This window comes from Thiomicrorhabdus xiamenensis (genome assembly GCF_013282625.1).
Classification (GTDB): Bacteria; Pseudomonadota; Gammaproteobacteria; order Thiomicrospirales; family Thiomicrospiraceae; genus Thiomicrorhabdus; species Thiomicrorhabdus xiamenensis.
Genome location: NZ_CP054020.1, coordinates 37,894 through 61,428, shown reverse-complemented (window position 1 = coordinate 61,428; position 23,535 = coordinate 37,894). Strand labels below are relative to the sequence as shown.

General features: G+C 47.7%; 23 protein-coding genes. 12 read left to right on the top strand and 11 right to left on the bottom strand.

Annotation, left to right across the window (positions count from 1 at the left end):
* The first annotated feature begins 51 nt into the window (after positions 1–51).
* On the top strand, positions 52–201 hold the full coding sequence (locus tag HQN79_RS00285) for a hypothetical protein (RefSeq protein WP_173283644.1): 150 nt from the start codon (positions 52–54) through the stop codon (positions 199–201).
* A gap of 71 nt (positions 202–272) precedes the next feature.
* On the opposite strand, the gene HQN79_RS00280 is transcribed toward HQN79_RS00285, so the two are convergent.
* Positions 273–1,961 (bottom strand): GMC family oxidoreductase, encoded by a 1,689-nt coding sequence (locus HQN79_RS00280; RefSeq protein WP_173283704.1) that lies wholly within the window; start codon positions 1,959–1,961, stop codon positions 273–275.
* Positions 1,962–1,966: 5 nt separating this feature from the next.
* The gene (locus tag HQN79_RS00275; protein ID WP_173283703.1) at positions 1,967–2,629 is read right to left on the bottom strand and encodes a gluconate 2-dehydrogenase subunit 3 family protein; all 663 of its coding nucleotides are present in this window, start codon (positions 2,627–2,629) and stop codon (positions 1,967–1,969) included.
* Positions 2,630–3,215: 586 nt separating this feature from the next.
* Between HQN79_RS00275 and HQN79_RS00270 the strand changes: the two genes are divergently transcribed.
* Positions 3,216–3,707, top strand: coding sequence for a DsrE family protein (locus HQN79_RS00270; protein ID WP_173283702.1), 492 nt, complete (start codon positions 3,216–3,218; stop codon positions 3,705–3,707).
* A 24-nt stretch (positions 3,708–3,731) separates the two neighbouring features.
* Here HQN79_RS00270 and HQN79_RS00265 read toward each other — a convergent pair whose 3' ends face one another.
* On the bottom strand, positions 3,732–4,430 hold the full coding sequence (locus HQN79_RS00265; RefSeq protein WP_173283701.1) for a hypothetical protein: 699 nt from the start codon (positions 4,428–4,430) through the stop codon (positions 3,732–3,734).
* A 2-nt stretch (positions 4,431–4,432) separates the two neighbouring features.
* Positions 4,433–5,005, bottom strand: a complete 573-nt coding sequence (locus tag HQN79_RS00260) for an RNA polymerase sigma factor (RefSeq protein WP_173283700.1) — start codon at positions 5,003–5,005, stop codon at positions 4,433–4,435.
* Positions 5,006–5,238: 233 nt separating this feature from the next.
* Between HQN79_RS00260 and HQN79_RS00255 the strand changes: the two genes are divergently transcribed.
* From HQN79_RS00255 to HQN79_RS00245, 3 genes are all read left to right on the top strand, one after another.
* Positions 5,239–5,733: a DsrE family protein gene (locus HQN79_RS00255; protein ID WP_173283699.1), complete on the top strand. Its 495-nt coding sequence runs from the start codon at positions 5,239–5,241 to the stop codon at positions 5,731–5,733.
* A gap of 43 nt (positions 5,734–5,776) precedes the next feature.
* Positions 5,777–6,274 (top strand): DsrE family protein, encoded by a 498-nt coding sequence (locus tag HQN79_RS00250; protein ID WP_173283698.1) that lies wholly within the window; start codon positions 5,777–5,779, stop codon positions 6,272–6,274.
* Positions 6,275–6,340: 66 nt separating this feature from the next.
* Positions 6,341–7,627 carry a porin gene (locus HQN79_RS00245; protein ID WP_173283697.1) on the top strand — a complete coding sequence of 429 codons (1,287 nt, stop codon included), beginning with the start codon at positions 6,341–6,343 and terminating at the stop codon, positions 7,625–7,627.
* 114 nt (positions 7,628–7,741) lie between these two features.
* Here HQN79_RS00245 and HQN79_RS00240 read toward each other — a convergent pair whose 3' ends face one another.
* Together HQN79_RS00240 and HQN79_RS00235 are read right to left on the bottom strand one after the other, a co-directional pair.
* Positions 7,742–9,787, bottom strand: a complete 2,046-nt coding sequence (locus HQN79_RS00240; protein WP_173283696.1) for a M3 family metallopeptidase — start codon at positions 9,785–9,787, stop codon at positions 7,742–7,744.
* A gap of 109 nt (positions 9,788–9,896) precedes the next feature.
* Positions 9,897–10,148 (bottom strand): (2Fe-2S)-binding protein, encoded by a 252-nt coding sequence (locus HQN79_RS00235; RefSeq protein ID WP_238843387.1) that lies wholly within the window; start codon positions 10,146–10,148, stop codon positions 9,897–9,899.
* 151 nt (positions 10,149–10,299) lie between these two features.
* On the opposite strand from HQN79_RS00235, the gene HQN79_RS00230 reads away from it, so the two are divergent.
* Positions 10,300–10,719: a secondary thiamine-phosphate synthase enzyme YjbQ gene (locus HQN79_RS00230; protein WP_173283695.1), complete on the top strand. Its 420-nt coding sequence runs from the start codon at positions 10,300–10,302 to the stop codon at positions 10,717–10,719.
* Between the two features lie 27 nt (positions 10,720–10,746).
* On the opposite strand, the gene HQN79_RS00225 is transcribed toward HQN79_RS00230, so the two are convergent.
* Positions 10,747–11,238, bottom strand: a complete 492-nt coding sequence (locus HQN79_RS00225) for a hypothetical protein (RefSeq protein WP_173283694.1) — start codon at positions 11,236–11,238, stop codon at positions 10,747–10,749.
* Between the two features lie 145 nt (positions 11,239–11,383).
* On the opposite strand from HQN79_RS00225, the gene HQN79_RS00220 reads away from it, so the two are divergent.
* The 5 genes from HQN79_RS00220 to HQN79_RS00200 all read left to right on the top strand — a co-directional run bounded on the left by HQN79_RS00220 (position 11,384) and on the right by HQN79_RS00200 (position 16,734).
* Positions 11,384–12,226 carry an outer membrane lipoprotein-sorting protein gene (locus HQN79_RS00220; protein WP_173283693.1) on the top strand — a complete coding sequence of 281 codons (843 nt, stop codon included), beginning with the start codon at positions 11,384–11,386 and terminating at the stop codon, positions 12,224–12,226.
* Complete coding sequence (locus HQN79_RS00215; RefSeq protein ID WP_173283692.1) at positions 12,223–13,473, top strand: ABC transporter permease; 1,251 nt, start codon at positions 12,223–12,225, stop codon at positions 13,471–13,473. Before HQN79_RS00220 ends, HQN79_RS00215 begins: the two co-directional genes overlap by 4 nt.
* Before the next feature lie 8 nt (positions 13,474–13,481).
* On the top strand, positions 13,482–14,756 hold the full coding sequence (locus HQN79_RS00210) for an ABC transporter permease (protein ID WP_173283691.1): 1,275 nt from the start codon (positions 13,482–13,484) through the stop codon (positions 14,754–14,756).
* A gap of 12 nt (positions 14,757–14,768) precedes the next feature.
* Complete coding sequence (locus tag HQN79_RS00205) at positions 14,769–15,467, top strand: ABC transporter ATP-binding protein (RefSeq protein WP_173283690.1); 699 nt, start codon at positions 14,769–14,771, stop codon at positions 15,465–15,467.
* 178 nt (positions 15,468–15,645) lie between these two features.
* A complete protein-coding gene (locus HQN79_RS00200; protein ID WP_173283689.1) occupies positions 15,646–16,734 on the top strand; it encodes a hypothetical protein in 1,089 nt (362 codons plus the stop codon).
* Between the two features lie 3 nt (positions 16,735–16,737).
* On the opposite strand, the gene HQN79_RS00195 is transcribed toward HQN79_RS00200, so the two are convergent.
* Complete coding sequence (locus HQN79_RS00195; RefSeq protein WP_238843386.1) at positions 16,738–18,531, bottom strand: Na/Pi cotransporter family protein; 1,794 nt, start codon at positions 18,529–18,531, stop codon at positions 16,738–16,740.
* A gap of 194 nt (positions 18,532–18,725) precedes the next feature.
* Between HQN79_RS00195 and HQN79_RS00190 the strand changes: the two genes are divergently transcribed.
* Positions 18,726–19,340: a rhodanese-like domain-containing protein gene (locus tag HQN79_RS00190; RefSeq protein WP_173283688.1), complete on the top strand. Its 615-nt coding sequence runs from the start codon at positions 18,726–18,728 to the stop codon at positions 19,338–19,340.
* A gap of 126 nt (positions 19,341–19,466) precedes the next feature.
* Here HQN79_RS00190 and pgl read toward each other — a convergent pair whose 3' ends face one another.
* The 3 genes from pgl to gnd are packed head-to-tail and all read right to left on the bottom strand — an operon-like array spanning position 19,467 to position 23,172.
* Positions 19,467–20,204, bottom strand: a complete 738-nt coding sequence (gene pgl, locus HQN79_RS00185) for a 6-phosphogluconolactonase (RefSeq protein ID WP_173283687.1) — start codon at positions 20,202–20,204, stop codon at positions 19,467–19,469.
* Positions 20,205–20,227: 23 nt separating this feature from the next.
* Entirely contained in the window at positions 20,228–21,709 is a 1,482-nt protein-coding gene (gene zwf, locus HQN79_RS00180) for a glucose-6-phosphate dehydrogenase (protein ID WP_173283686.1), read from the bottom strand.
* A 2-nt stretch (positions 21,710–21,711) separates the two neighbouring features.
* Positions 21,712–23,172 carry a decarboxylating NADP(+)-dependent phosphogluconate dehydrogenase gene (gene gnd, locus HQN79_RS00175; RefSeq protein WP_173283685.1) on the bottom strand — a complete coding sequence of 487 codons (1,461 nt, stop codon included), beginning with the start codon at positions 23,170–23,172 and terminating at the stop codon, positions 21,712–21,714.
* Between the last annotated feature and the right edge of the window lie 363 nt (positions 23,173–23,535).

Here is a 23,535-nt window from a genome sequence, read left to right as displayed (position 1 = left end):
AAAAACCAGGTTCCTTTCGGCTGGAAAACATCTAACTTCTAGCCAGGAGATATGTATCAAGCGGGCTACTATCGCGCCGAGATTCACCTGAGCGAAGGCGGCCAGGATTATGATGTCATGGGCTGGTCGAAATTGGCGATTATTAATGATGTGATTGACCACTACCACAAGCATATGCACTTCCTGCATATCCTTCGTTAATTGACAAAGCATCATTAATAAAAAAGGGGCTGAAAAGCCCTTTTTTATTTTCGGATTTACATTAAGACACCTTAAAGCGCGGCGATAATCTTGTCGGCAACGCGGAATGCGTTGGCGTAGATGGTCCAGGTATAGGTCACGCTGCCGCCGGTCGGCATAAAGCTGCCATCGGTCACATACAGGTTTTCGCAGTCGTGCATGCGGCAATCTGGGTCCAGTACCGAAGTTTCGATATCGGTGCCGAAACGGCAGCCACCGGCCATCAGATTGGCAGGAGGCGATCCGCTGACCGACCAGTTGATGTTTTTCGCCCCCATCTGCTGCAAAACGCCGGCCGCCTTGTCAGCCAGATAGTTTCCGATTTTCAGGTCATGTTCGTGGTAACCGAGTCGCACTTTCGCCACCGGCTGATTCCAACGATCTTTCACTGAAGTGTCCAGCGAAACAAAACAGTTATCAGTCGGCAGCCAATCGTTAAAAACCTCGAAGTTCAGAGTCTGCTGGCCGCTAATCGCCGATTTTATGCGTTTTTGCAGCGTCTCACCCCACAACAGATTACCGTCGTCGTCCCATTTCTGCGGCAGCGCCTGTGGCAAGGCGTTAGGGTGGCGCAGCAGAAAATCGATCGTCCCGCCTTTAACGCGCCCGCCCAAGGCTTCGTCGTCGATGACATACCACTCCTGAAGATTCCGGTTAACAAACGGACCACGCGTTTGCAGCGCTTTAACGCTTTCAGGGTCCAAATCGGCATACGGCAGATCCCCGCTTCCGGCACCACCGGCGGAAAACAGCAGATTCTTACCGACCTGATCGTGATTATTACCGAGCCCTTTGAGGTGTTTCGGGCCAACGGAAGCAAGCAGCAATCGACTGGTTTCCACGGCCTGACAAGCAACCACGAAAATCTTTGCCGACACTCTCTGTACCTGCTCTTCGGCATTCACAAACTCCGCTTCGACCACTTTACCGTCGGCTCCGGAAATCAGTCGATTCACTTTGCAGTTATCCCAGATATGGCATTTACCGCTCTCGACGGCACGATCCAGTAACGCGGCACGCGAACTACCCTTAGCGCCCGAAGCACAGCCGTAACTGCCGCAAAAACCGGAGTATTCACAGCTTCGGCGCCCCTTATCCGGCGAGGAAAGAATCGCCCGCGGCGTCGGCAACGGCTGATAACCGAGCGCATCACAGGCACTCTCGATCCGCTTGACGATCGGATGTTCAGCCGTCGGTTTCTGGGGAAAGTCTTTCGTCGAACGCGGCTCAGCAAACGCATGCGCAACTGCATGACCGGATACGCCAACCTCACTCTCCACCAACGTATAATAAGGTTCAAGATCGTCGTAAGAGATCGGCCAGTCTTCTATATTGGCTCCTTCAATTGCGCCAAACTCCGATTTAAGACGGAAATCCTGCGGTTTGAGACGATAGAAAAAACCACTCATCAGATTACTCGAACCGCCGACCATATTACCGTTCCAGAAATTCCATCCCGACTGCGAAGTCGCTTCGGAATACCAGTTTCCGTATTCGTTGCGGGTTTCCAGAACATGTTGCTCGTCAGCCAGATCGGGGGTAAAAATAGAATGTCGGCAGCAGCTCAATTCATCTTTGAAAAAATGTTCTTCCTTAAGCCACGGCCCTTTTTCCAAGACTAAAACCTGATAACCGGCCTGAGCCAACCGAAAAGCCACTGGACCGCCGCCGGCACCGCTACCGATCACACAGACATCAAATTCAGGGGTATGTGCACTCATTAACTCTATCCTTTAGTCAGACGTTTTTCGTCATTCTGGCGATAGAGCCGCTGACGCTTTTGGTAACCGAGCTCATAATAGCGATCCTGAGCCTGCGGACGCGGAAATCCTGGAATCTGCCCGACCGATTTCCAGCCGGCTCCGTCAGGATTACCGCTGTATACCGGATCCGTGACCAGCGCTTCTATCAGATTATCAATGATTAACGACAGCCAGTTCTCTCCGGCACGGCTTTTGACGATTTTCTGCAATAGCGCTTCTTTTTCGGCGTAGTCCAAAGCAGCAAAACGTCGACGATAATCACTGATCGACAGGTCGTTTAACCACCCCACACCTTGAAATAAGAACTGTTGCTCCTCATGATCGGCCAAAGGTCTTTCGAATTTGCTTTGCAGATAGTCCAAAGCTTTAAACTGTTTAGCGCTCAAACCGCTCTCGGATGCCGGAAAAAGGTGATTTTGCACGGCATCAAGACTCAACCACGGGTCTTGCAGAGGGCTCTCGGCGCCGACATCCGAGTGCTTAGAGACAGAGTTACGCGCATAAACCGGACCGATCACACCGGTTACAGGAAGGATTGAAGCTAATTTCAGCAATTGACGCCGATACAAAGCTCCTCCCTCTTTTTCATTGGCGTTTTTATGCAACTTAAATGGAGAATCACTCATAAACCGTCGATCTCACTCTTTTACCGACTAATTAAAGTAGGTATTTATGCTAACAAATTCTATTCATGGTTAGTGTTTATAACCGAGTCAAAATGAAAATTAAATGCACCAAACTAATAAGTATCTCTAAGCATTGCGATTGGAAATTTCATTGCCCATCTGTCTTAAAAGCTTCATATTCCCATAACAAAAGGGCTTTACAATCAGCGCGGCTCACTAAAAAGTAAACTTGGTTTACCTTTTGCTTAAAGCTCGATTGCGTGAAAAAGTTGTAGCAAAAATTAAAAAATTTTTACCTTTTTACCAAAATAGACTTTATAAAAAGTCATAAATAAATATAATGATCTACCCAAGAGTTAAAATGGAATTGATTTTTCATCTCATTTCGATAAAGAGCAAAAAGTATCTTGTTCTCAGATGGATGTAATCGAAAAGACTTTGATCTAAAAATTTTGCTATCGGCTGAGATTTCCAAAGAACTTCTCATCAAATAATGCCGAAATCGAAGCCAATAAAACTAAAATGAGTAATTCCATCGACTCTTATTTTGTACACATACTTAAGTAAGTTGATTGAAAAAAACGCTATGAAAATAACCAATCTAGCCCTGCTCACTCTGTTTTTAGGCGTCACCTTTGCTTTACCGAATATCTCCGTCGGAGACTATGCCAAAAGGCAAGACAGTCACAAAGTTGTCTACCATATCAATTACGACAACTATGAAAAGCAGACCTCAGCCTTAAGAAATATCCAATATCATCTCAACGAAGTCGGTGAAGACAACATTGACCTTCGCGTCATATTAGATGGTGATGGCCTTTCTCTGCTTCTGAAACCGGAAGCCCTGCACCACTTGCATAATTTCAAAGCCGGAAACGCGACACTGACAATGCAACAAAAAATCGACCAACTGAAACTTAACGGCGTAAAGTTCAATATCTGCCGTAACACGGTCGAGGGCTATCATATCGACGTCAATAACGACCTATATGATGTGGAAAAGAAAGACATTGTGCCCAGCGGCGTGGCCGAATTGGCCAAACTGCAGGCAAACGGTTTTGTTTATCTGAGACCATAATGCTTCTAGCATGGTCTCATAACCTCATATTTTGATGTAGCTCCAGCCGGAATTCAGTCGTTCAGCCATCTCATCCACAGCCGGTTTATTATGTTTGACCTTATCAATCAGATGGATCGGCTCGCCTTTCAGGCTCGCTCTTTGCAGGGCTCTTTGACAGGCGTACAGCGCTATGCCGCTGTATTGCTCCAGAAGCGCGCTTAATTCAGCGTTATTGGGGCTATTAATATCGAACAAGCGAACACCATCGGAATTGGTAATCACATCCACTTTAAGCGACGGCCCCTTTTCCGCATACAAACTTTTAATTTTATGCAGAGCGGCCACTTGCTTACTCAAATCATCCGAATCGATATGGATAATGAATTTATCCGTCACGACGTTTTCGTTAAGCGCAGATGCCTGCATAGTCTGCAGATCGGTCGAATGCTGTAAAAACCCGACGTTACCACCTAACAGAACCCCCATAACCAATGCAGCCGCCGCGGCCTTGGGTACATTCCAAAAAGGCTTTTTAGCTGCCGGCAACGAAAAAACAGGCTCCGGTACCGAAATATCTCCATAAGCCTGTCTGATACTTGACTTGAGCGCGCGTAACTCGGCAACTCTCTCAATAAGCTGAGCATCCGCTTCAATACAGCGTTCGACTTCAAGTCGCTCTTCCGTTGACAGCTGATCATCGACATAAGCCTGAAGCTGATAATCTTCAATTTTATTGTGCATTTCTAGTGTCCTCTAAAAGCGACGACTTTAGTGTGAAGGTCTTGTTTCTGTAACAGCTCTTTGAGCCTCTGACGTCCACGTGAAATCCGGCTCATTACGGTGCCGATCGGCGTTGCGGTAATATCGGCAATTTCCTGATAACTGAACCCCTGCAAATCCGCCAGTACAATCGCTTCCCTCTGATCGTAAGGCAATCTCGCAACCGCCCGATAAAGCATCTCGTGCCGCTGTTTCTTGATCAACTCGCTTTCGCTGCATTCGTGGCAATGATGAACATCGATTTCCGACTCTTCGACCCACTCCCAGCGTTTCTTAAAACGCATATCGTCTAGAAACTGATTTCGCATGATCTTGGCAAGCCATGCTTTTAAATGCTGCAAACTGTTTAGATCTTCACGTTTTTCAAGCGCTTTCAGCATAGTTTCCTGAACCAGATCCTGTGCAACCGACGGGTGGTGGCACCAGGCGTAGGCCAGTCGGTAAAGACTTGAATATTGCTTCTTTAAAGCCTCGTTAAACTCTCTGCGGTCTCGCGCGGCGCAAAACAAATTTGCGACTTTGCTGCCTAATTTCATTTTTGTGAATCCGCTTTCCAAAATTGTGAGTTTTTCGATAGTAATGGAAGAACAAAAACGAATGCAACAAAAATTTTATTCGGCGCTTACGCGAATTTTCATAAAAATATTAACGATTTATAAAATAAAAAATACTGCTCGATAAATAAAAATTACTGGTCTAAAAAGTTGGAATAAACTCCTGCTCCCATTCGTTTAACCAACAGGAAACTCAAAAAAGGAGCTAACCGACCATGAGAAAACCTCTGCCGATCAAGGCACACACATTCGCCGTCTACCGCTTATTTATCCAAAGTAGTCTGGCTTTTCTATTCACCCTGCTTTCGACCACAGCCATGGCTGCACAGGAAGAGGCACCTCTACCGGATACATTTGCCGAACATAAAGTCGTACTGCAAATCAGCGACGCCGATCCGAAAAAACAGGTTCTGGTATTGAATGTCGCCGCCAACCTGCAACGGTATTACGGTCCATCGAATCTGGATATCGAAGTTGTTGCCTTTGGCCCGGGCGTCCGTCTGATGCTTAAAGACAATGCCAATTCCGCGCGTATCAAATCCATGATCAATGCGGGAGTTCGTTTCAGTGCCTGCTCGAATACCTTGCAGAATTTCGCAAAAATTCTCGGCCAGAAACCGGAAATCATCGACGGCGTACAAAAAGTTCCTGCCGGAGCCGGACGTATCCTGCAACTGAACGCTGCCGGATGGCAGATTTTAAAACCTTAAAAATAAAATTAATAAAACAAGCTTACTTAGAGGAATAACGACTATGAAGAAGAACCCTATTCTGCAAATCCTGATGCTGTTTTTATCCATCCTCGCTGTATCGACTGCAACAGCTTCCGCAGCGGAAACCGTCAGCAAATACGGCACACAAAAGGTGGTCTACCACGTCAATTACGACGACGCTAAAAAACAGTCATCAACTCTGCGAAATATTCAAAACCATATCAATGCCGTCGGAGCAGAGAATCTCGATATCAAAGTGGTCATGCACGGTAACGGGTTGTCCATGCTCATCAAACCGGAAGCGCTTAAAAATCTTCCTAAGTTCAAGACCGCTAACGCCAATCAAAGCATGATCCAGAAAATCGACCAGTTAAAAATGCTCGGCGTCGACTTTAATGTCTGTGCCAATACGGTCAAAGGGCGTCAAGTGGATGTCGCACGCGATCTGTATGATGTAGAAACCTCGCATATTGTTCCCAGCGGCGTTGCCGAACTCGCCTATCTTCAAAGCAAAGGTTACCTTTACCTGCGCCCTTAATTCTTCCCGAAACCGTTAACTAACAACTAATTTAAAAAATCCTTAAATAGAAGGAAAGGGATTCCTATGCCTATTAAAAATCAAATTCTAAAAAACGCACTGCTTATCGCTTTGGGGGGAATCGCGCTAAGCCAGCCGGCTCAAGCGGCCAACTGGCTGATGCTACAGGGGACAGAAGCCGAACATCAGGCGCCGAGAGCAAAACTCTGGGGCTTTATTCAGGCGGAGTATCAAGCAACCGACAACACCAAACTCAAAGCCGGACCTTTTGCCGGAGAGGAAGCCGCTTTTAACCAGATGGCACCACAACTGGAATCCGCACAGGGATTCAATGTCCGCAGAGCGCGTATCGGGGTGCGCGGAAACAACCTGCCACTGGATTCCAAAGTGAACTACTTTTTACTGGCCGAATTCGGTAATAACGGCATTACCACCGGCGGTGATGCTTCCCGAGGCCAGCTTACCGATGCCAGTATTACCCTGAATCATCTACCGGGAGCCCGTATCCGCGCCGGTCTGTTCAAAACGCCGGGCGCCGAAGAAGGCTTGCAGGCGATAGGGGTCTTTAACTACATCAACTTCACCAATGTCACCGATCGATTACTTTTGGAGCGTTCGTTTGATAATGCCACGGGAAACACCGGACGTAATGCACCCGTCGGCGCTTTCCGCGATACTGGGGTACAGATTTTCGATGCTTTCCGTTATGACGATTGGGAATACAGCTACGCAGCCATGCTGGGCAACGGAAACGGTATCTCGATGACCGATAATGACAATAATCAGGACTATTACCTGTATGTTGCGGCGGAAAAAATCTTTGCCGAAAGTAAAGGCCCACGCCGACAGGGCGTCAAACTGTTCGCCTGGATGCAGGATGGTAAAAGAACATTGGATGACGTTGGCGAAGTGGACCGCAAACGTTCTGGACTGGGGAGTACTTATTTCGACGGTAAGTACCGTCTGGCAGCCGAATACATCACCGCCGACGGTATGATTTACGGAGGCACGACAGGAGCCGGTACGCCAGACGACGGCGCGACGTTCAGTGTTCAACCGGACGAAAAAGCTAAGGGATATTATGTCGATCTTGGCTATCGCATCATTCCGAATCTGGAATTGAATCTGCGATACGACTTTCTGGACAGCGGTACCGAAACCGATGCCAATCATCGCGAATTCACAACCACTACACTCGGCGCGCAGTATTTTGTGAATAAAAAAACCGCTCTGAGAATCAACTATGAAATGCGTTCGATTGATGCACCGGATCTGTCGGATGCATCACCGGTACACGATATCCTGGACTCAATCGACGACCGGGTGTCTGCACAGATCAGTGTTGTTTTCTAATCCAACACCACAACTCACTTCACTTTTTCCTTTATCGGAAGTTAGCTAGTTTCTATTGAGACTGCCTTGATCCGTACCCGTTTTCGGATACGGATCTTTTTTAAAAACGGCAAATCAAGCAGCGATACCGCTATGTCTTAAAAGCGCATCGATTTCCGGTTCACGACCGCGGAAAGATTTAAACAATTCCATCGGATCAATCGAACCGCCCGCCGCCAGAATGGTATTGCGGAATTTAGCCCCGGTTTCCTGATCAAGAATCCCTTTTTCCTCAAACAGACTAAACGCATCCGAAGAAAGCACTTCAGCCCACTTATAGCTGAAATAACCGGCGGCATAACCTCCGGCAAAAATATGGCTGAAACTATGCATGAAACGGTTATATTCCGGCGGCATAATAACCGCAACTTCCTGACGGATACGCGCACTCAATTCACTTAAAGCCTCCACTTCATCCGGCTGATAGAAAGCGTGCAACTCGAAATCGCTCAAGGCAAACTCGATCTGACGCAACATCATCATCGCCGACTGGAAGCCGCGACTCTCTTTCAAAGAGACAAACAGGCTCTCCGGCAACTTTTCACCGGTTTCGAGATGACCCGACATCAGATCAAGACTTTCACGCTCCCAACAGAAGTTTTCCATAAACTGCGACGGTAACTCCACGGCATCCCAAGGCACACCGCTGATACCGGAAACATCCAGATGAATCATCTTGGTCAGCAGATGGTGAATACCATGCCCGAATTCGTGGAACAGCGTCGTAACCTCGTCATGCGTCAGACAAGCCGGCTTATCGCCGACCGGCGGGGTAAAGTTACACACCAGATAGGCGACCGGCGTCTGCAGGTTTCCGCCCGAGTGCTGCCAGCGGGTAATCGCTGAATCCATCCAGGCGCCGCCGCGTTTGTTTTCACGCGCATACAGATCCAGATAGAAATGTCCGACCACCTTCTGCGCCTCATCTTCAAGCTCGAAGAAACGCACGTCCTGATGCCATACCGGCACACCCTGTTTTTCCTTCAAGCGAACACCAAATAGTCGTTCGGTAATGGTAAACAGACCTTCAAGTACCGTTTCCACAGGGAAATAAGGACGCAGCTTTTCCTGCGAAAGCGACAGGGTCGCATTTTTGTATTTTTCGGAAACGTAGCTGACATCCCAAGGCTCGAGTTTTTGCAGCCCCAGATTTTCCGCTGCATAGGCTTCAAGCGCTGCCAACTCTTTTTGCGCCTGTGGTTTGGATTTCTGCGCCAGATCGCGCAAAAAACCTAAAACCTGCTCGCTGCTTTCCGCCATTTTGGTCGCCAGCGACAGTTCCGCATAGTTGTCAAAGCCAAGCAGCTGGGCTTTTTTGTGACGCAAGGCACGGATCTCTTCGATAATTTCACTGTTGTCATACTGACTGTGCTCGCCCTGATCGGATGCACGGGTGCTGAAAGCGCGATAGACTTCTTCGCGCAATTCGCGGTTGTCTGCATGAGTCATAACCGCCAGGTAGGACGGAAAATCCAGCGTAACGCACCAGCGGCCCTCGGCCTCGCCTTTCTGTTGTGCCAATTGCGCCAGAAGCCCCATCGCCGACTCGGGCAATCCGGATAAATCCTGTTCGTCGGTAATAATTTTCGACCAGCTCTGCGTCGCTTTAAGAACGTTATTCCCAAACTGACTGCTCAACTGCGACAGTTTTTCCGAATATTCTTTAAAAAGCGTCTGCTCTTCCGGTTGCAAAGCAATCCCGCTGAGACGGAAATTACGCAAAGCGTTTTCGATCACTTTTTTCTGCGCCAAAGAATACTCTTTAAACTCTTCGCTTTGCGCCAGTTGATTAAACTTGTCATATAACCCGGCATGCTGTCCGACGCCGGTATTATAAGCCGTCACCAATCCCAAACAGTCACTGTACGCCTGATGCCATTCATCCGAATTCTTCACCGCATCCAGGTGCCCTACCGGCCCCCAAACACGTTCAAAACGGTTATCGATGGCTTCGAGAGGTTCAATAAAATTCTCCCAGGTTGGGGTCTCCTGCAAATTAACCAAGCGTTCGATTTCCGCCCGATTCTCTTCAATTACCTGCTCGACGGCAGGTCGAATATGCTCGACTGAATATAGGTCAAATCTCGGAAAGGCGTCCAAATCAAAAAACGGGTTACTCATTTAATCTTCTCTTGTGTTAATTCTGTTCAAAATTCAGTGAATGCGTATCAGCTCAGGAATAAGGTTTTTAATAGAGGCAAAATCGAAAATTCCAAGTCGCCGTCAGTCGTTAATTCGACTCTTCGTCTTCAGCAGACTGCTGATGCGCACGATAAAATGCCAGAAGGCGCTCCACCTGTCGCTCGCAGCACCCGGCTCCCTGACAGGCGTATGTCTGAGAACTGACTTCCTCAAGAGAGCCGGCACCCTTTTCAATCGCCTGCATGACTTCTTCTTTAGGCACGTCGTAACAGACACAGAGGTTTCTCTTGGGATTTTTCTGCCACTCCTGCTGCCAGCGCTGAGATAAATCTTTTTCCACTGTTGACTCTTTATTTATCGAAAACCCGACCATTCTAGCCTTTGCCTGGGTTGCAGGCAAAAATCGCTCGTGCAAAACGTGATAGGATGGCCGAAAATCGGTATCGTGTTTCACGTGAAACCGAATCAAACCACCGTCCAAGGAGTGCAAAATGTGGCGACAAAGTATCATTGACCTACAACCCAAATCGCGCGGGTTTCATCTGATAACCGACGAAATTCTCCGACAACTCCCGGAACTCAAAGAGTTCAAAGTCGGTATGATGAATGTCTTTATTCAGCACACTTCGGCCAGCCTGACGATTAACGAAAACGCCGACCCGTCGGTAAGAAGCGACTTCGAAAGCTTTTTCAACCAGGCCGTTCCGGAAAACGAACCTTACTTTACCCATACCGACGAAGGACCGGATGATATGCCGGCGCATTTGAAAGGCGCTCTACTCGGTTTCAGCCTGAATATCCCAATTACCAAAGGCCGTCTGAATCTAGGCATCTGGCAAGGAATCTATCTGTGCGAACATCGTAACTACGGCGGCAGCCGAAGACTGGTGATTACCTTACAGGGCGAATAATCCTAAACGGGTTTAAACCGAGTTGAATCACCCAATCGAAGTATGCATCGGCCAGCGCTGATGAATTTGTACCGGCTCGGTTTCAAGCGCACCAAACAGATCATGATTATCGGTTTCGATTTTCGGAATCGCATTTTCCGGCGGCGTGGTAGTCATCACATATACCCGCCATCTGCCATCGACGATCAGCAATAAACCTTGCAGACACTGTCCTTCCGGCATGCTAAACCAGTGCGAATTACCTTTATCGTCTTTCTCCATAAAAGCGTCAACCGCAATTCTGACCGGTTTACTGCGATAGCGGTTCCACATGGAGTCACCGCGTGCGTAACTGTCCTCGCGAACCCAACCATTCACCGGAAACGGCAAGGCTTCGGAGTCATTCTCCTCATTGCGTCGCCCCCAGGTGACCAATTCAATACCGCCGTCGCGGCGAATCACCGGCAATTTAGCATTTGGATAGGGAAAATAAACTTTTTGCTTATCCTCGCCCCAGTGAAATTCGACCCCACCGCACATATTTATTCCTCTCTTTTCAGTAATCGTGACCGGCGTTTTCTACAAACTTGTGCATAAAAATTGATCTGTTTCACGTGAAAAACGACTGGAACCGTTATAGTAGAAATTTACGGCAGTCAAACCACAAGCCAATATTGAGGTCGCCATGCAAGGTTCTATTCTTACCGCTTTTATTTTAGCGCTTATCGCCACCCCGCTCCATGCGCAGAATTCACCACAAGTTCAGGTCGAAGAGAGCGCGCCAAAAGCCCTGCCGAATGCCGACCAATTAATCACCGACGCTCTGGAACGTTGGCGCGGTAAAAACTCTTACAGTCAGGTCACAATGATTATTCACCGCCCGCAATGGGAACGGAAAATGCGCATCGAAGGCTGGACCGAAGGACTGGATAATTCACTAATGCGTTTTACCTATCCGCCGAAAGACTCGGGGAATGCCACGCTCAAGCTTGGCGAAGACATGTGGCTCTTTACCCCGAAACTTCAACGGGTGACCAAACTGCCGAATTCCATGCTCAGCCAATCCTGGATGGGCTCGGACTTCTCCTATAACGATTTGGCGAAAAGCGATCAGATTTTACGTTACTACCACGCCACCATTACCGCTCAACAAACGGATTCATTCGGCTCCCCTCTACCCGTCTACCGACTGGAATTAATCCCGAAAGAAAACGCTCCGGTCGTCTGGGGTAAAGAAGAACTGTTGATTCGCGAAGACGGTGTACTGCTTAAAGAAACATTCTTCGATCAGGCGATGCAACCGGTTCGGGAACTGAACACCCTTGAGATTCGCAGCAGCATACTGGGTGCCTATCCGACCGTAATGCGCATGCAGACCTTAAGCAAAACCGAAGAATGGACCGAAGTACACACCGACAATATCTGGTTCGATCTCCAGCTTCCAAAAAACCTTTTTAGCCTGAGCAGTCTAAAATCGCCGCGCCCTTGGCGCATTGAACGGGCCAGCGACCTGGATGAAAAGCCATGAAGCGGAGCAATATAAAACAACTGGCCTGGCGTAATTTGTGGCGGCATAAAACCCGTAGCTGGCTCACGGTCAGCGCCATCGCCATAACTACCCTGCTTCTGGTCTTTATGCTCAGCTTCCAATTCGGTACCTATGAAACCATGAAAGAACAGAACCTGAGTCTACTCAGCGGTTTTGCCCAGGTACAGAACCCGGATTTCAAAGAACAGCCAAACCTGGAACACGGCTTTAAAATTCCCGAAAAATGGTCACAAATTCTGGATCAACAGAAAATGCTCGCCGCTTATGGCTATCGAGCGCAGACATTTGCCATTCTCAGCAATTTGCCGGACAGCCGCAACCGCGCGGTACAGATTATCGGGGTGCAGGTGGATAAGGAAAAATTGCTGTCCAGCTTGAGTCAAAAGGTTACCCGCGGCGATTATTTCGCCGATCAGTCGGTTAAGATGCCGATCGTTCTCGGTAAACAATTGGCCGATTATCTGGAGTTAAAAATCGGCGATCAACTTCAGCTTTTAGGTCAAGATGCGTACGGCAGTTTGGCCGTTGAACTCTTTACACTGGTTGGAACCTTCGACCTGAATATTCCCGAGCTGAATCAACAACTGGCGCAGATCCGCCTGAACGATTTCCAAACGCTGTTTGCTTACCCAAATCAAGCTCAGCAGCTGGTCATGAAAAGTGACAAACTGCCGCAGATGGATCTGTTCGCCAAATCGCTTTTTGCACAACTGCAACAGACAAACTATCCGCAAATCCTCCTCTGGCGCGACTGGAAAGACCTCCAACCCGCCCTTTATCAAGCCATTCAGATGGATATTGCCAGCGCTTTTCTCTGGTACAGTGCTCTGTTGCTGATTGTTATTCTGATAGTCGTCAACACGCTTTATATGAGTCTTCTGGAACGCCACAACGAATTCGCTTTGCTGCACGCGCTGGGCATGCAACCGAATCAGATCAGCCGCATGTTGGCGCTGGAAACCCTGTTTCTTATTCTGCTCGGCCTGTTGCTCGGCTGGCTCGGCGGCGTCGCGATCAGTGCCTACTTTATTCAAGTCGGTATTAATCTGCCCGGAATGGAAGAGATGTACGCCCAGTTCGGCATCAGCGGCACACTCTACCCGGAGTTGAGTGCTCTGAGCATGGGATTTGTACCGGCGGTATTTCTAATGGCCTGGATGGCAATGAGCGTGGTGATTCGATTTAAACTCTCCGGCATTCGTCCTCTGACCGGAAGACAACTGTGAGGCTCGGGATGAAACAGCAATGGCCGATTATGATTTTTGCCTGGCGCAATCTGTGGCGCTATCCGAAGCGGACTGCAATACTGATTACCGTCACGGTTCTCGGCCTGGCAACCACACTGTTCTTTAACTCGTTAATGCTGTCGTGGAGCAACTCTATGCTCGATAACACCCTGAATAACCTTGGCGCACAGTGGCAGATCAATGCCCCCGGCTATCAACAGAACCGCGATATCGAACACCGTTTTGAATTTTCTCCTGAGCAGCAGCAGGCACTCGAGCAGAGTGGTCTGTACTGGGCGCAGAGAATTCACCTTCCCGGCGTTCTCAAGAGCGAATACGACACTACCGGAGTGGATTTTATGGCGGTCAATTTACAGAACGAGCAGCAGCTCTCGTTTATTGGCCGTTTTACCCATTCACATCCCGAACTGATCGACAAATTCGATAAGGGCTCACAACCCTATCAGATTATTGTCGGTGAAGCCTTGCTGAACCGATTAAAAACTGCGGTAGGACGCAAGCTGGTATTGATGACTCAGGGCAAGGACGGCAAGCTGGCGGAAATTGGTTTGCGCATTACCGCCAGCTACCGACACAGTGATCCGAATATTGAAAAAAGCATGGTTTTCATGCCTTTGGCCAGCGCACAAAAATGGCTTAAGCTGCCGCATGAGATCAGTGAAATCGCCGTAAAAAGTCCGCAAACGCTCTCTCTGGAAATGGTGAAAAACGCCAATTTCTCTTCGGAAAAGTTACGCCGGATCACCCCGCTTTTCAAGGAGCAGAAAGTTCTCAACTGGCGCGAACTTCAACCCTTCGCTTTCGCTTCCATCGAGATGATGTACAACTTCAACTGGGTCTGGTTGCTGATGATCGGCATAATGATGCTGTTTGCCATGCTCAATACACTGTATATGTCGCTGTATGAGCGGAGAAACGAACTGCAGCGCCTGTTTATCCTCGGACTCAAGCCCCGTGACTTGCGGCGTTTGCTGCTTTTGGAGCACCTCACGGTACTGCTGATCAGTATTGCCATCAGTTGGACGCTCCTGGTCGCACTGGTCGCTTCCCTGAGCGACGGCATTGATTTGAGTTTTCTTTCCGAAGGTACGGCATGGCTCGGCATCAGCCACCAACTGTTTTTAGGCTATGACTACGAATTATGGTTAACGAACACGGCTCAGCTGTTTTTCGGACTTTTCCTGTTCGGTATGATTCCGATCTGGCGCGCGACCCGAATTCCAAGGCTCAAAGCCAGCCAGCACACTCTGGATAATCATTAAAGGATTTACATTATGCATTATGCTCCGGTCATTGAATGTCAGCAGGTGTGCAAAACATTTGCCGACGGAGACAGCGTCATTAAAGCGGTCGATCAACTCGACCTGCAAGTGTTTTCCGGCGAATTCATCTGCCTCTACGGCGCTTCCGGTTCCGGAAAAACCACCCTGCTGAATATGATCGGTGGACTGGACCGTCCATGCAGCGGCGAGGTATTTCTCGACAAACATCCCCTAAGTCATTACAGCGACGATACCTTGACCGATGTGCGCTTGCATAAAATCGGTTTTATCTTCCAGTCTTACAATCTGATTCCGGTCTTTACCGCATTGGAGAATGTCGCTTTTATTATGCAGATGCAGGGTGTGGACAGCAAAATAGCCCTGTCGAAAAGCCAGGCCATTCTGCAAAAAGTGGGGCTGGGAGAAATGTTGAACCGGCGCCCGTCGGAACTTTCAGGTGGCCAGCAACAGAGAGTCGCGATCGCCCGGGCAATTGTCGCCGAGCCGAAAATTGTGCTCGCCGACGAGCCGACAGCCAATTTGGATTCAAAAAACTCCGAACAACTATTAGAGTTAATGCACGAACTGAATCGCGATCTTGGTATGACTTTTATTATTTCCAGTCATGATCCTCAGGTGATCGAGGCGGCGGAGCGCAGAATTGAACTGGCTGACGGTAAAATCATCCATGATGACTCCATTCAAAACTGAAAACAGACCGCTTTCGGCAAAATCCTTAAAATCGGCAGTTTTAAGAAGTTTTTTGCTCCTCACCCTGGTCAGTGCATTCCCCCTACCGTCAAAAGCGCTTGAAGGACACTTTAAGGGCGCCGTTTTTTGGCAGGATAGCGAACAAAATTTACAAAATGATCCAGACGGGTTAGACCAATTGGGCGGAAGTTTTGATAGCCGTTTAAAACAGCAATGGTTCAAAGATCAATGGACTTTTGCACTCGACTATCAATTAAGCGGCTCCGATTCCTACCTCAACACAATAGCAAATACACTCTCACCTTATTACGATCAACCGGATCGAGCGCAGCTTTTTAATCTGACTGACATGATTAAAGATTCCGGCCGCCTGTTCAGTTATCAGCGTCTCGATCGTTTAAATGCGACCTACAACGCGGCTAACTACAGCATTAAATTCGGCCGACAGGTCATGAGTTGGGGGAACGGTCAGGTATTCAATCCGCTCGATCGAATCAACCCTTTTGCGCCGAACCAAATCGATAAAAGTTACAAACCAGGCCTGGATATGCTCAGCGGACAGCGTTATCTGAATAACGGTGACGAACTCAACTGGTTTATTCTGCCGCGTAGAGAACTGGCAACGGAAGAACTGAGCTATGACGCTTCCAGCTATGGTTTCAAACTGTATCACTTCGGACAAAATGCCGATTATCAGTGGATTCTTGCCAAAGATGCCCGTGAACAGCTGTTTGGATGGGAGGTAACGGTAAATCGCGATAACGGACTCTGGAATGTGGACGTCTTATGCAGCTACGACAACGAACATAACCGTTATTATTACAGTGCCCTGGGAAACTGGCAGAATTCATTTGAATTACTCACCAAGCAGACGATCGCTTTTGCTGAACTCTATTACAACGGCTACGGCTCAACCGTAAACCGTCCGAAAATCGAACAACTCCCGGCGCAATTACAATTGCTGCAGTCGAGCGGTAAAACCTTTGTCAGTAACCGCCTTTATAGCGCTTTGGGGGCGACAATTGAACTGAATCCATTATGGAATCTGAACCCGACCTTAATCAGTAACCTGCAGGACGGCAGCCACCTGCTCAGCTTGAATTTACAGGTTTCGCTCAGCGATAACGATTTAATCATAACTAACTGGCAGGAGCCCATCGGCCGCAGAGGCAGTGAATTCATCGGTCTGGAAAGCGATCTTTCATCCGATTATTCGTCTTACAGCCGACAACTGTTTATCCAATGGCAGCACTTTTTTGCGCTTTGAAGGTTACGATTTCTGCTCTCCGTGCGCTGCTTTGGTTGCCGCATTGGCTTTACCCAATTCGGCCCGCGCCAGACGTTTCGATAGGCTATATAACTGTTTGAAACCTTCAATAATTTCCATTTCAAAACGGAAAATACTCAGACGTTTTTCAGTACGCTGAAAACGTTTTAACTGGTGATCGAGCGCTTCCTGAATCAAGTGTTCAATTTTCGATTCAGCCCCCATGACTTCAATCGCCGAATCGGGATCGTTTTCCAGCAGACTGTTCAAGGACTTATCGATTGATTTGGCTACTTCGTTCGTCAGCTGCCCTACCAGATTCAGCATGGTGTCACTGGGTTTGATATCTTCGGAAATCATGCGATCGATTACCTTAACGATATGATCCTCCATCGCGGTTCGCATTGATTCAAAACCGTGTACGATCAGCATCAATTCGGTATAAGTAGTATGTTCCGAGTCACTCAGAGGCCCTTGGGCGGTTCGCGCCAGATAACTTAAAATCTGCTGCTGATAACTTTTGAATTTCTGCAGATTTACCATCTCTTTACTGAGTTTATTGATATCCGGATCGGAAATCAGTGCAACCATGCGTTTATAGAACAACGACTGTTGCTTCTGATAGGACTGGATCTCCAGAGTAACCGCCTGAATCGCAACACTCGGAGTGGAAATAAAACTTTCATCCAGATGATCCGGCTTAAGGTCCATCGAAACCTTTTCTTCTTCTATCTTGGGAACCAGTCGGTTGACCGCCCAGACAAAAACCGGCGCAAAAGGCAGCAAAACAATTAAAGCGATGGCCACCATCAAGGTGTTGGCATTCGCGATCTCGCGCGGTACATTTTGTGCCAGAACCGCCATGGAACCGTTAACGCCAGGGTCATGCGACGACATCCACACCGCCCATTGCGCCAAATCGGGAATCAGAGGCAACCATATAAGCGTCACTAAAACATTAAACAAGGTATGCACCAAGGCCGTTCTGAGCGCATCTCGGGATTTTCCGATACTGGCCAGCAATGCGGTAATGGTGGTACCTATGTGCGCCCCCATCGCCAAAGCGATACCGGCCGGCAGGGTCAGAAAGCCGTTGCTGGCCATGACAATAATAATCCCGATGGTAGCCGATGACGACTGAATCAAAGCGGTAAAAAACGCACCGACCAAAATCGCCAGAAACGGATTTTGCATCTCCAGCATCAAATCCAGAAATGGCTGGTAAGAACGCAGCGGAGCCATTCCCTGACTCATCAGATTCATGCCGAAAAAGATCAGACCCAATCCGAGAATCAGTTGTCCCAAAGCTCGGGTCTTATTGAGTTTCCCGGCAAAATTCATTAAAAAACCAACAGCGATCATCAGCAATGCAAAATTGGTCACTTTGAAAGCAACAATCTGAGCGGTAACGGTCGTCCCGAGATTCGCCCCCATAATGACTCCGGCCGCCTGCGTCAAAGTCATTAAACCGGCGGAAACAAAACCAACCGTCAAAACGGTGGTAATCGAAGACGATTGAATGACAGCGGTAATTCCCGCACCGGTCAGTGCGCCCATCACGCGATTGGTTGTCAGCTTAGCCAGGAGCCCTTTCATCTTGTCACCGGCGACCATCATCAAGGAGCGAACCATCAAATCCATGCCGTATAGAAAAAGAGCCAGCCCACCTGCCAGCCCCATCGTCATCTGAAACCAATCAAGTTCGACTCCGTTCTGCAGCTCAACAGCAACCATCTCATTCGCAGAAAAAGCATTAAAAGAGACCACTAGAAAAATAAAAACAATTAAAAAACTCAAAATTGCTTTATTACCTGATTTTGTTTGAAATTTATTTAGCATAGATAGTTATGACTTTAAATTGCAGTTAATACATTATTCTTTTCATTTCATAAAAACTTTATATTGACAACAGTAAATATTAAGCAAATTCTTATGTAAAATTGTTTACCATGTTTCTTAGAAATATAAACTAAATCAATGGAGATTACTTAATGAAAAAGACACTACTTCTTGCCAGCACACTGGCTGCGACCTTCGCTTTCTCTTCTGCATCTTTTGCTGTGGAAGCGAGCAAATGGGCAACTGAAGCACCAGCAAAAGCGGAACGCCACACACCTCAAGGTCTTTATATCACGGCCGAAAATACCTACAAATGGATGAAAGAAGACGATAGCGTGATTCTGGTTGACGTTCGTACTCCGGCTGAGTGGCAGTTTGTCGGTTATACTCCAATGGCGCAGATTATGATTCCGTCGGTATTGTTTAAATATAACGAAGTAGATACTAAAAAACCGCGTTACAAATCAATTATCAATGAAAAATTCATCTCAGAATTTGAAGAAAAACTTTTTGATCTTGGCGCAGACAAGAATACACCTTTTGTCGTTATGTGCCGTTCAGGCGCTACTCGTGCGCAACCTGCAGCGAAAATGCTTGACCAATACGGTTACAAAAACGTTTACATTATGACTGACGGCTTCGAAGGCGGTAAAGTTAAGAAAGGTGAACACAAACAGTGGCGTATGAAAGCCGGTTGGAAAGTAAACAACCCGGTCGATACCTGGACTTATAAAATCGATACCAAAAACGCTTACCTGGAAAAATAATTCCCGATTTATTTTTCAATAAAAAACCGGCTAAATGAAATCACTTCATTTGCCGGTTTTCTTATTTATAAAAGCTTTCCATAGTAGAAGCATCGAAGTTTAATGAATGAATACTTTACCGTCTCATTACTCTCCCATGCTAAAAGCACTTTGGTCCAGCATCACTAAAGTCTCTTTACGGCCGAATATTTTGGCAATCGGCAGATCAGGAACTCTTCCCATTTTCAGGCTCTGATACCACATCTGAGTGACATCGTATTTCGCCGCACCGGTAATCAATTTCAAGACACAAACCGCCGAAGCCAGACGCGAATAAGAGAGACTTAAGCGTTTGGACGGCGGCTTAGGGGAGTCGTATTCACAGATCAGTCCTTTATGCTCTTGCAGATGATGTTCCGGAAACAGACTGGCTGTATGCCCGTCTTCTCCCATCCCGAGCAGAACCAGATCAAATTCAACGCCGTCGATCATATCCTGATAAACCCTGGCCGACTCTTCAAGCCCTAACTCCGTAGGCATCATAAAGACCTGAGCGGGCGGTATCGGTGATTTATCCAGCCAATGGGTACATATTGCAACACTGTTTCTCTGCGGATCATCGATTGGCAACACCCTTTCGTCTCCTAAATAGAGATACCATTTAGAAAACTGCGCCTGCTGTTCACTAAACTGGAGTAGGCGCTCATAAATAGCCAAGGGAGTTGTTCCCCCCGCCAGAACCAGATTAAAAGCGCCACGAGCTTCTATGGCCTTCTCAGCACAATCCAGAATATATCTGGTCGCAACTTCGACCAGTTCGTCGGCTTCCTGATATAACTGCCATTGCTCGGGGCTTTGAATAAACTCTATTTCCGTATTTGCCATCGATCCCCCTGCTTCAGATCCTGTTAAGCGCATTCAGGCGTATAGTGATAACGCCAACACTGTTCCGGGTGATCAAATAGCTTTTTAGCCCCCTCCGGTCCCCAACTTCCGGAAGGATAAGTATCGATATAAGCAGTTTCTGAGCTCCAAGCCTGAAGAATCGGATCAACTACTGTCCAGGCTGCTTTCACCTCGTCATAACGCAAAAACAGCGAGCGGTCGCCTTTAATGACATCCAATAACAATTCTTCGTAGGCATCATAGGAAGTATCCACATCCCCTTTCAAAGTCGCATCCAGACTGGTTTGCTCGGTCATGATTTCCAGACCGGGCTGTTTAGCGGTCAATTCGATACGAATCGACTCTTCCGGCTGAATGCCGAAAACAATCCAGTTCGGCTCCATTTTCTTGACCTGGGAATCACGGAAAAACTGTTTCGGCGGATGTTTGAAACGAATCGCGACAATGGTACGGTTTTTCGGCATATTCTTACCGGTCTGAATGTAAAAAGGCACACCGGCCCAGCGCCAGTTATCGATATACAGTTTCAAAGCGGCATAAGTTTCGGTAACACTGTTTTTATCCACTCCGGGTTCTTGCAGATAAGCAGGAACCTGCTCACCATTCACCGACCCTTCCGCATACTGCGCCCGATAAGCCTGATTATGGACATTTTTCTTGAGAATCGGTCTGACCGACTGCAACAGCTTAACTTTCTCATTACGCAGAGCTTCGGCTTCCATCGATGCAGGCGGTTCCATTGCCACCAACGCCAGAAGCTGTAGCAGATGCGATTGAATCATATCGCGCATGGCACCGCTGGTATCGTAGTATCCGGCGCGGGTTCCGACCGGCTTGTCCTCGGCGTGGGTAATTTGAATATGATCGATGTAATTACGGTTCCATAAAGGTTCCATCATCAGGTTGGCAAAGCGGAATACCATCAGATTCTGTACCATTCCTTTACCGAGATAGTGATCGATACGATAGGTTTGTTCTTCATCAAGATATTTATTGAGCCGTTTCTGCAACTGCTTGGCGCTTTCGGCATCGTAGCCGAACGGTTTTTCCAATACGACACGACGCCAGCCTGAATCTTCTCTGAGCAATTTGGCTTCTCCGAGATGCTCGACGGCCGGGGCAAACTGATCAGGCCCCAAGGAGAGGTAAAAAGCCATATTATTCGGCCAGTTATTGGCTTCGATATGTTCTTTCAGTTTCAAATAATCCTGCGCATTGAGAATATCCATTTTGAAATAGTCCAGGCGGCTGCAGAAGCGATCGCAGACCTCGTCGGTTATCCCGCCACGCGCTTTGGGCATAACCGCTTCCTTGACGGTTTCGATCCATTCGTCGCGATCCCAGTCGCGACGGCCGATTGCAAGAATCTTCACTTCATCGGTTAAACGGTTGTGCTTTTCAAGGTGATAAAACGCCGGCATTAATTTGGTCATGGAAAGGTTTCCGGTCGCACCGAAAACCACATAAGTACAAGCTTCAGGCATAGTTACACCTCGTAGGTCGTCGAACTGATTCGACCGCCGGACTGGATCCAGTCGGTATGGAAAAACTCGCCGCGCGCCGCGTCGACTCGTTCATAAGTGTGGGCTCCGAAATAATCCCGTTGCGCCTGGAGAAGATTGGCCGGCAGTTTAGCCGTCTTGTAACCGTCAAAAAATGCCAGAGCGGAACTCAAAGCCGGGGTCGGAACCTGCTGCTGAATGGCAAAAATCACCGCTTTGCGCCAGTTATCAGCACTGTTTTTAAGTGCCGAACTGAAGAAATCCGCCAGCAATAAATTACTTAATTCCGGGTCGTTTTCGTAAGCTTTTTTAATCTCTCCAAGGAAAGTACTGCGGATAATACAGCCGCCGCGCCACATCAAAGCGATACCACCGTAATTCAGCTCCCAGCCAAATTCTTTAGCGGCTTCGCGCATCAGCATATAACCTTGCGCATAAGAGACGATTTTCGAAGCGTATAAGGCATCATGGATCGCCTGCAGCATCTCCGATTTCTCTGACTCATTCAGGATTGGTGGCTCGGCCGATGCGCCAAAATTCGCTTCCGCCTTGATTCGTTCCTCTTTAAGCGCGGAAAGGCAGCGCGCATACACCGATTCGGTAATCAAGGTAACCGGAATACCCAACTCCAAAGAACTGATACCGGTCCATTTACCGGTTCCTTTCTGACCGGCAGCATCGAGAATTTTATCAACCAGCGGTTCGCCGTCCTGATCCTTGAATTTCAGGATTTCGGCGGTAATTTCAATCAGGTAGCTGTCCAGAACGCCTTGATTCCATTCGGCAAAAACCTGCTGACATTCGTCGGCACTCAGTCCCAGTCCGTAACGCATCAAATGATAGGATTCGGCGATCAACTGCATATCACCGTATTCAATACCGTTGTGCACCATTTTGACATAATGCCCGGCACCGCCATCGCCTACCCAGTCACAACATGGAGCGCCGTCCGCTTTGGCAGAAATGGCCTGAAAAATCGGTTTGACCGAAGGCCATGCGGATGGATTGCCGCCCGGCATAATCGACGGACCGTGACGAGCCCCCTCTTCACCGCCGGAAACCCCGGTTCCGATAAACTGAATGCCCTTTTCTGCCAAGGATTCCGTGCGTCTTTGCGAATCGGTATACAGGGAGTTACCACCATCAATAACGATATCACCCGCTTCCAGATACGGTAGAAGCTGTTCGATAAACAGATCAACCACTTCCCCGGCCTTGACCATCAGCATTATCTTGCGCGGCGAACTCAGAGAATTCACCAGTTCTTCAATTGAAAAACAACCAATCAGGTTGGCATTATCCGGCTCAGCCGCCAGAAATTCGTCCGTCTTCTGGCGCGAACGGTTATAGACCGCGACTTTAAAACCGTGATCGGTCATATTCAAAACCAGGTTCTGACCCATAACCGCTAATCCAATTAAAGCGATATCCGCCTGCTGTGCCATAGAAGCCTCCTAAATGCCAACCTAAAAATACGCTAAAGCCATTATCTAAATTGCCTAAAAAACATAAAAAAATAAAGGATTTTTAATTGATTAATTCAATAAATCTTTATTTCAAAGAGATTTAACTCGAAATTTCACCAATTTGGTGCAATTGGAGTCTTTATTTAAAAGCGATTATCAGACTAAAACGTTTAAATTTTGTTTATAAAAGGAAATTCAGCAAAAACCGTGACACTTTTCACCAATAAAAAAACCGCCAGTAGAATCCATCTATTGGCGGCTTATTCTTTTTAGCCCAATGAAATAATGCCAACCACACTGGCAACTCCATCCTGTGCCAAAAACAGATCCGGCACACTCCCT

Excerpts from the sequence above, each read along its gene's own strand:
- HQN79_RS00285 (WP_173283644.1), top strand. The coding sequence starts at position 52 with ATGTATCAAGCGGGCTACTATCGCGCCGAGATTCACCTGAGCGAAGGC.
- HQN79_RS00280 (WP_173283704.1), bottom strand. The coding sequence starts at position 1,961 with ATGAGTGCACATACCCCTGAATTTGATGTCTGTGTGATCGGTAGCGGT.
- HQN79_RS00275 (WP_173283703.1), bottom strand. The coding sequence starts at position 2,629 with ATGAGTGATTCTCCATTTAAGTTGCATAAAAACGCCAATGAAAAAGAG.
- HQN79_RS00270 (WP_173283702.1), top strand. The coding sequence starts at position 3,216 with ATGAAAATAACCAATCTAGCCCTGCTCACTCTGTTTTTAGGCGTCACC.
- HQN79_RS00265 (WP_173283701.1), bottom strand. The coding sequence starts at position 4,430 with ATGCACAATAAAATTGAAGATTATCAGCTTCAGGCTTATGTCGATGAT.
- HQN79_RS00260 (WP_173283700.1), bottom strand. The coding sequence starts at position 5,005 with ATGAAATTAGGCAGCAAAGTCGCAAATTTGTTTTGCGCCGCGCGAGAC.
- HQN79_RS00255 (WP_173283699.1), top strand. The coding sequence starts at position 5,239 with ATGAGAAAACCTCTGCCGATCAAGGCACACACATTCGCCGTCTACCGC.
- HQN79_RS00250 (WP_173283698.1), top strand. The coding sequence starts at position 5,777 with ATGAAGAAGAACCCTATTCTGCAAATCCTGATGCTGTTTTTATCCATC.
- HQN79_RS00245 (WP_173283697.1), top strand. The coding sequence starts at position 6,341 with ATGCCTATTAAAAATCAAATTCTAAAAAACGCACTGCTTATCGCTTTG.
- HQN79_RS00240 (WP_173283696.1), bottom strand. The coding sequence starts at position 9,787 with ATGAGTAACCCGTTTTTTGATTTGGACGCCTTTCCGAGATTTGACCTA.
- HQN79_RS00230 (WP_173283695.1), top strand. The coding sequence starts at position 10,300 with ATGTGGCGACAAAGTATCATTGACCTACAACCCAAATCGCGCGGGTTT.
- HQN79_RS00225 (WP_173283694.1), bottom strand. The coding sequence starts at position 11,238 with ATGTGCGGTGGGGTCGAATTTCACTGGGGCGAGGATAAGCAAAAAGTT.
- HQN79_RS00220 (WP_173283693.1), top strand. The coding sequence starts at position 11,384 with ATGCAAGGTTCTATTCTTACCGCTTTTATTTTAGCGCTTATCGCCACC.
- HQN79_RS00215 (WP_173283692.1), top strand. The coding sequence starts at position 12,223 with ATGAAGCGGAGCAATATAAAACAACTGGCCTGGCGTAATTTGTGGCGG.
- HQN79_RS00210 (WP_173283691.1), top strand. The coding sequence starts at position 13,482 with ATGAAACAGCAATGGCCGATTATGATTTTTGCCTGGCGCAATCTGTGG.
- HQN79_RS00205 (WP_173283690.1), top strand. The coding sequence starts at position 14,769 with ATGCATTATGCTCCGGTCATTGAATGTCAGCAGGTGTGCAAAACATTT.
- HQN79_RS00190 (WP_173283688.1), top strand. The coding sequence starts at position 18,726 with ATGAAAAAGACACTACTTCTTGCCAGCACACTGGCTGCGACCTTCGCT.
- pgl (WP_173283687.1), bottom strand. The coding sequence starts at position 20,204 with ATGGCAAATACGGAAATAGAGTTTATTCAAAGCCCCGAGCAATGGCAG.
- zwf (WP_173283686.1), bottom strand. The coding sequence starts at position 21,709 with ATGCCTGAAGCTTGTACTTATGTGGTTTTCGGTGCGACCGGAAACCTT.
- gnd (WP_173283685.1), bottom strand. The coding sequence starts at position 23,172 with ATGGCACAGCAGGCGGATATCGCTTTAATTGGATTAGCGGTTATGGGT.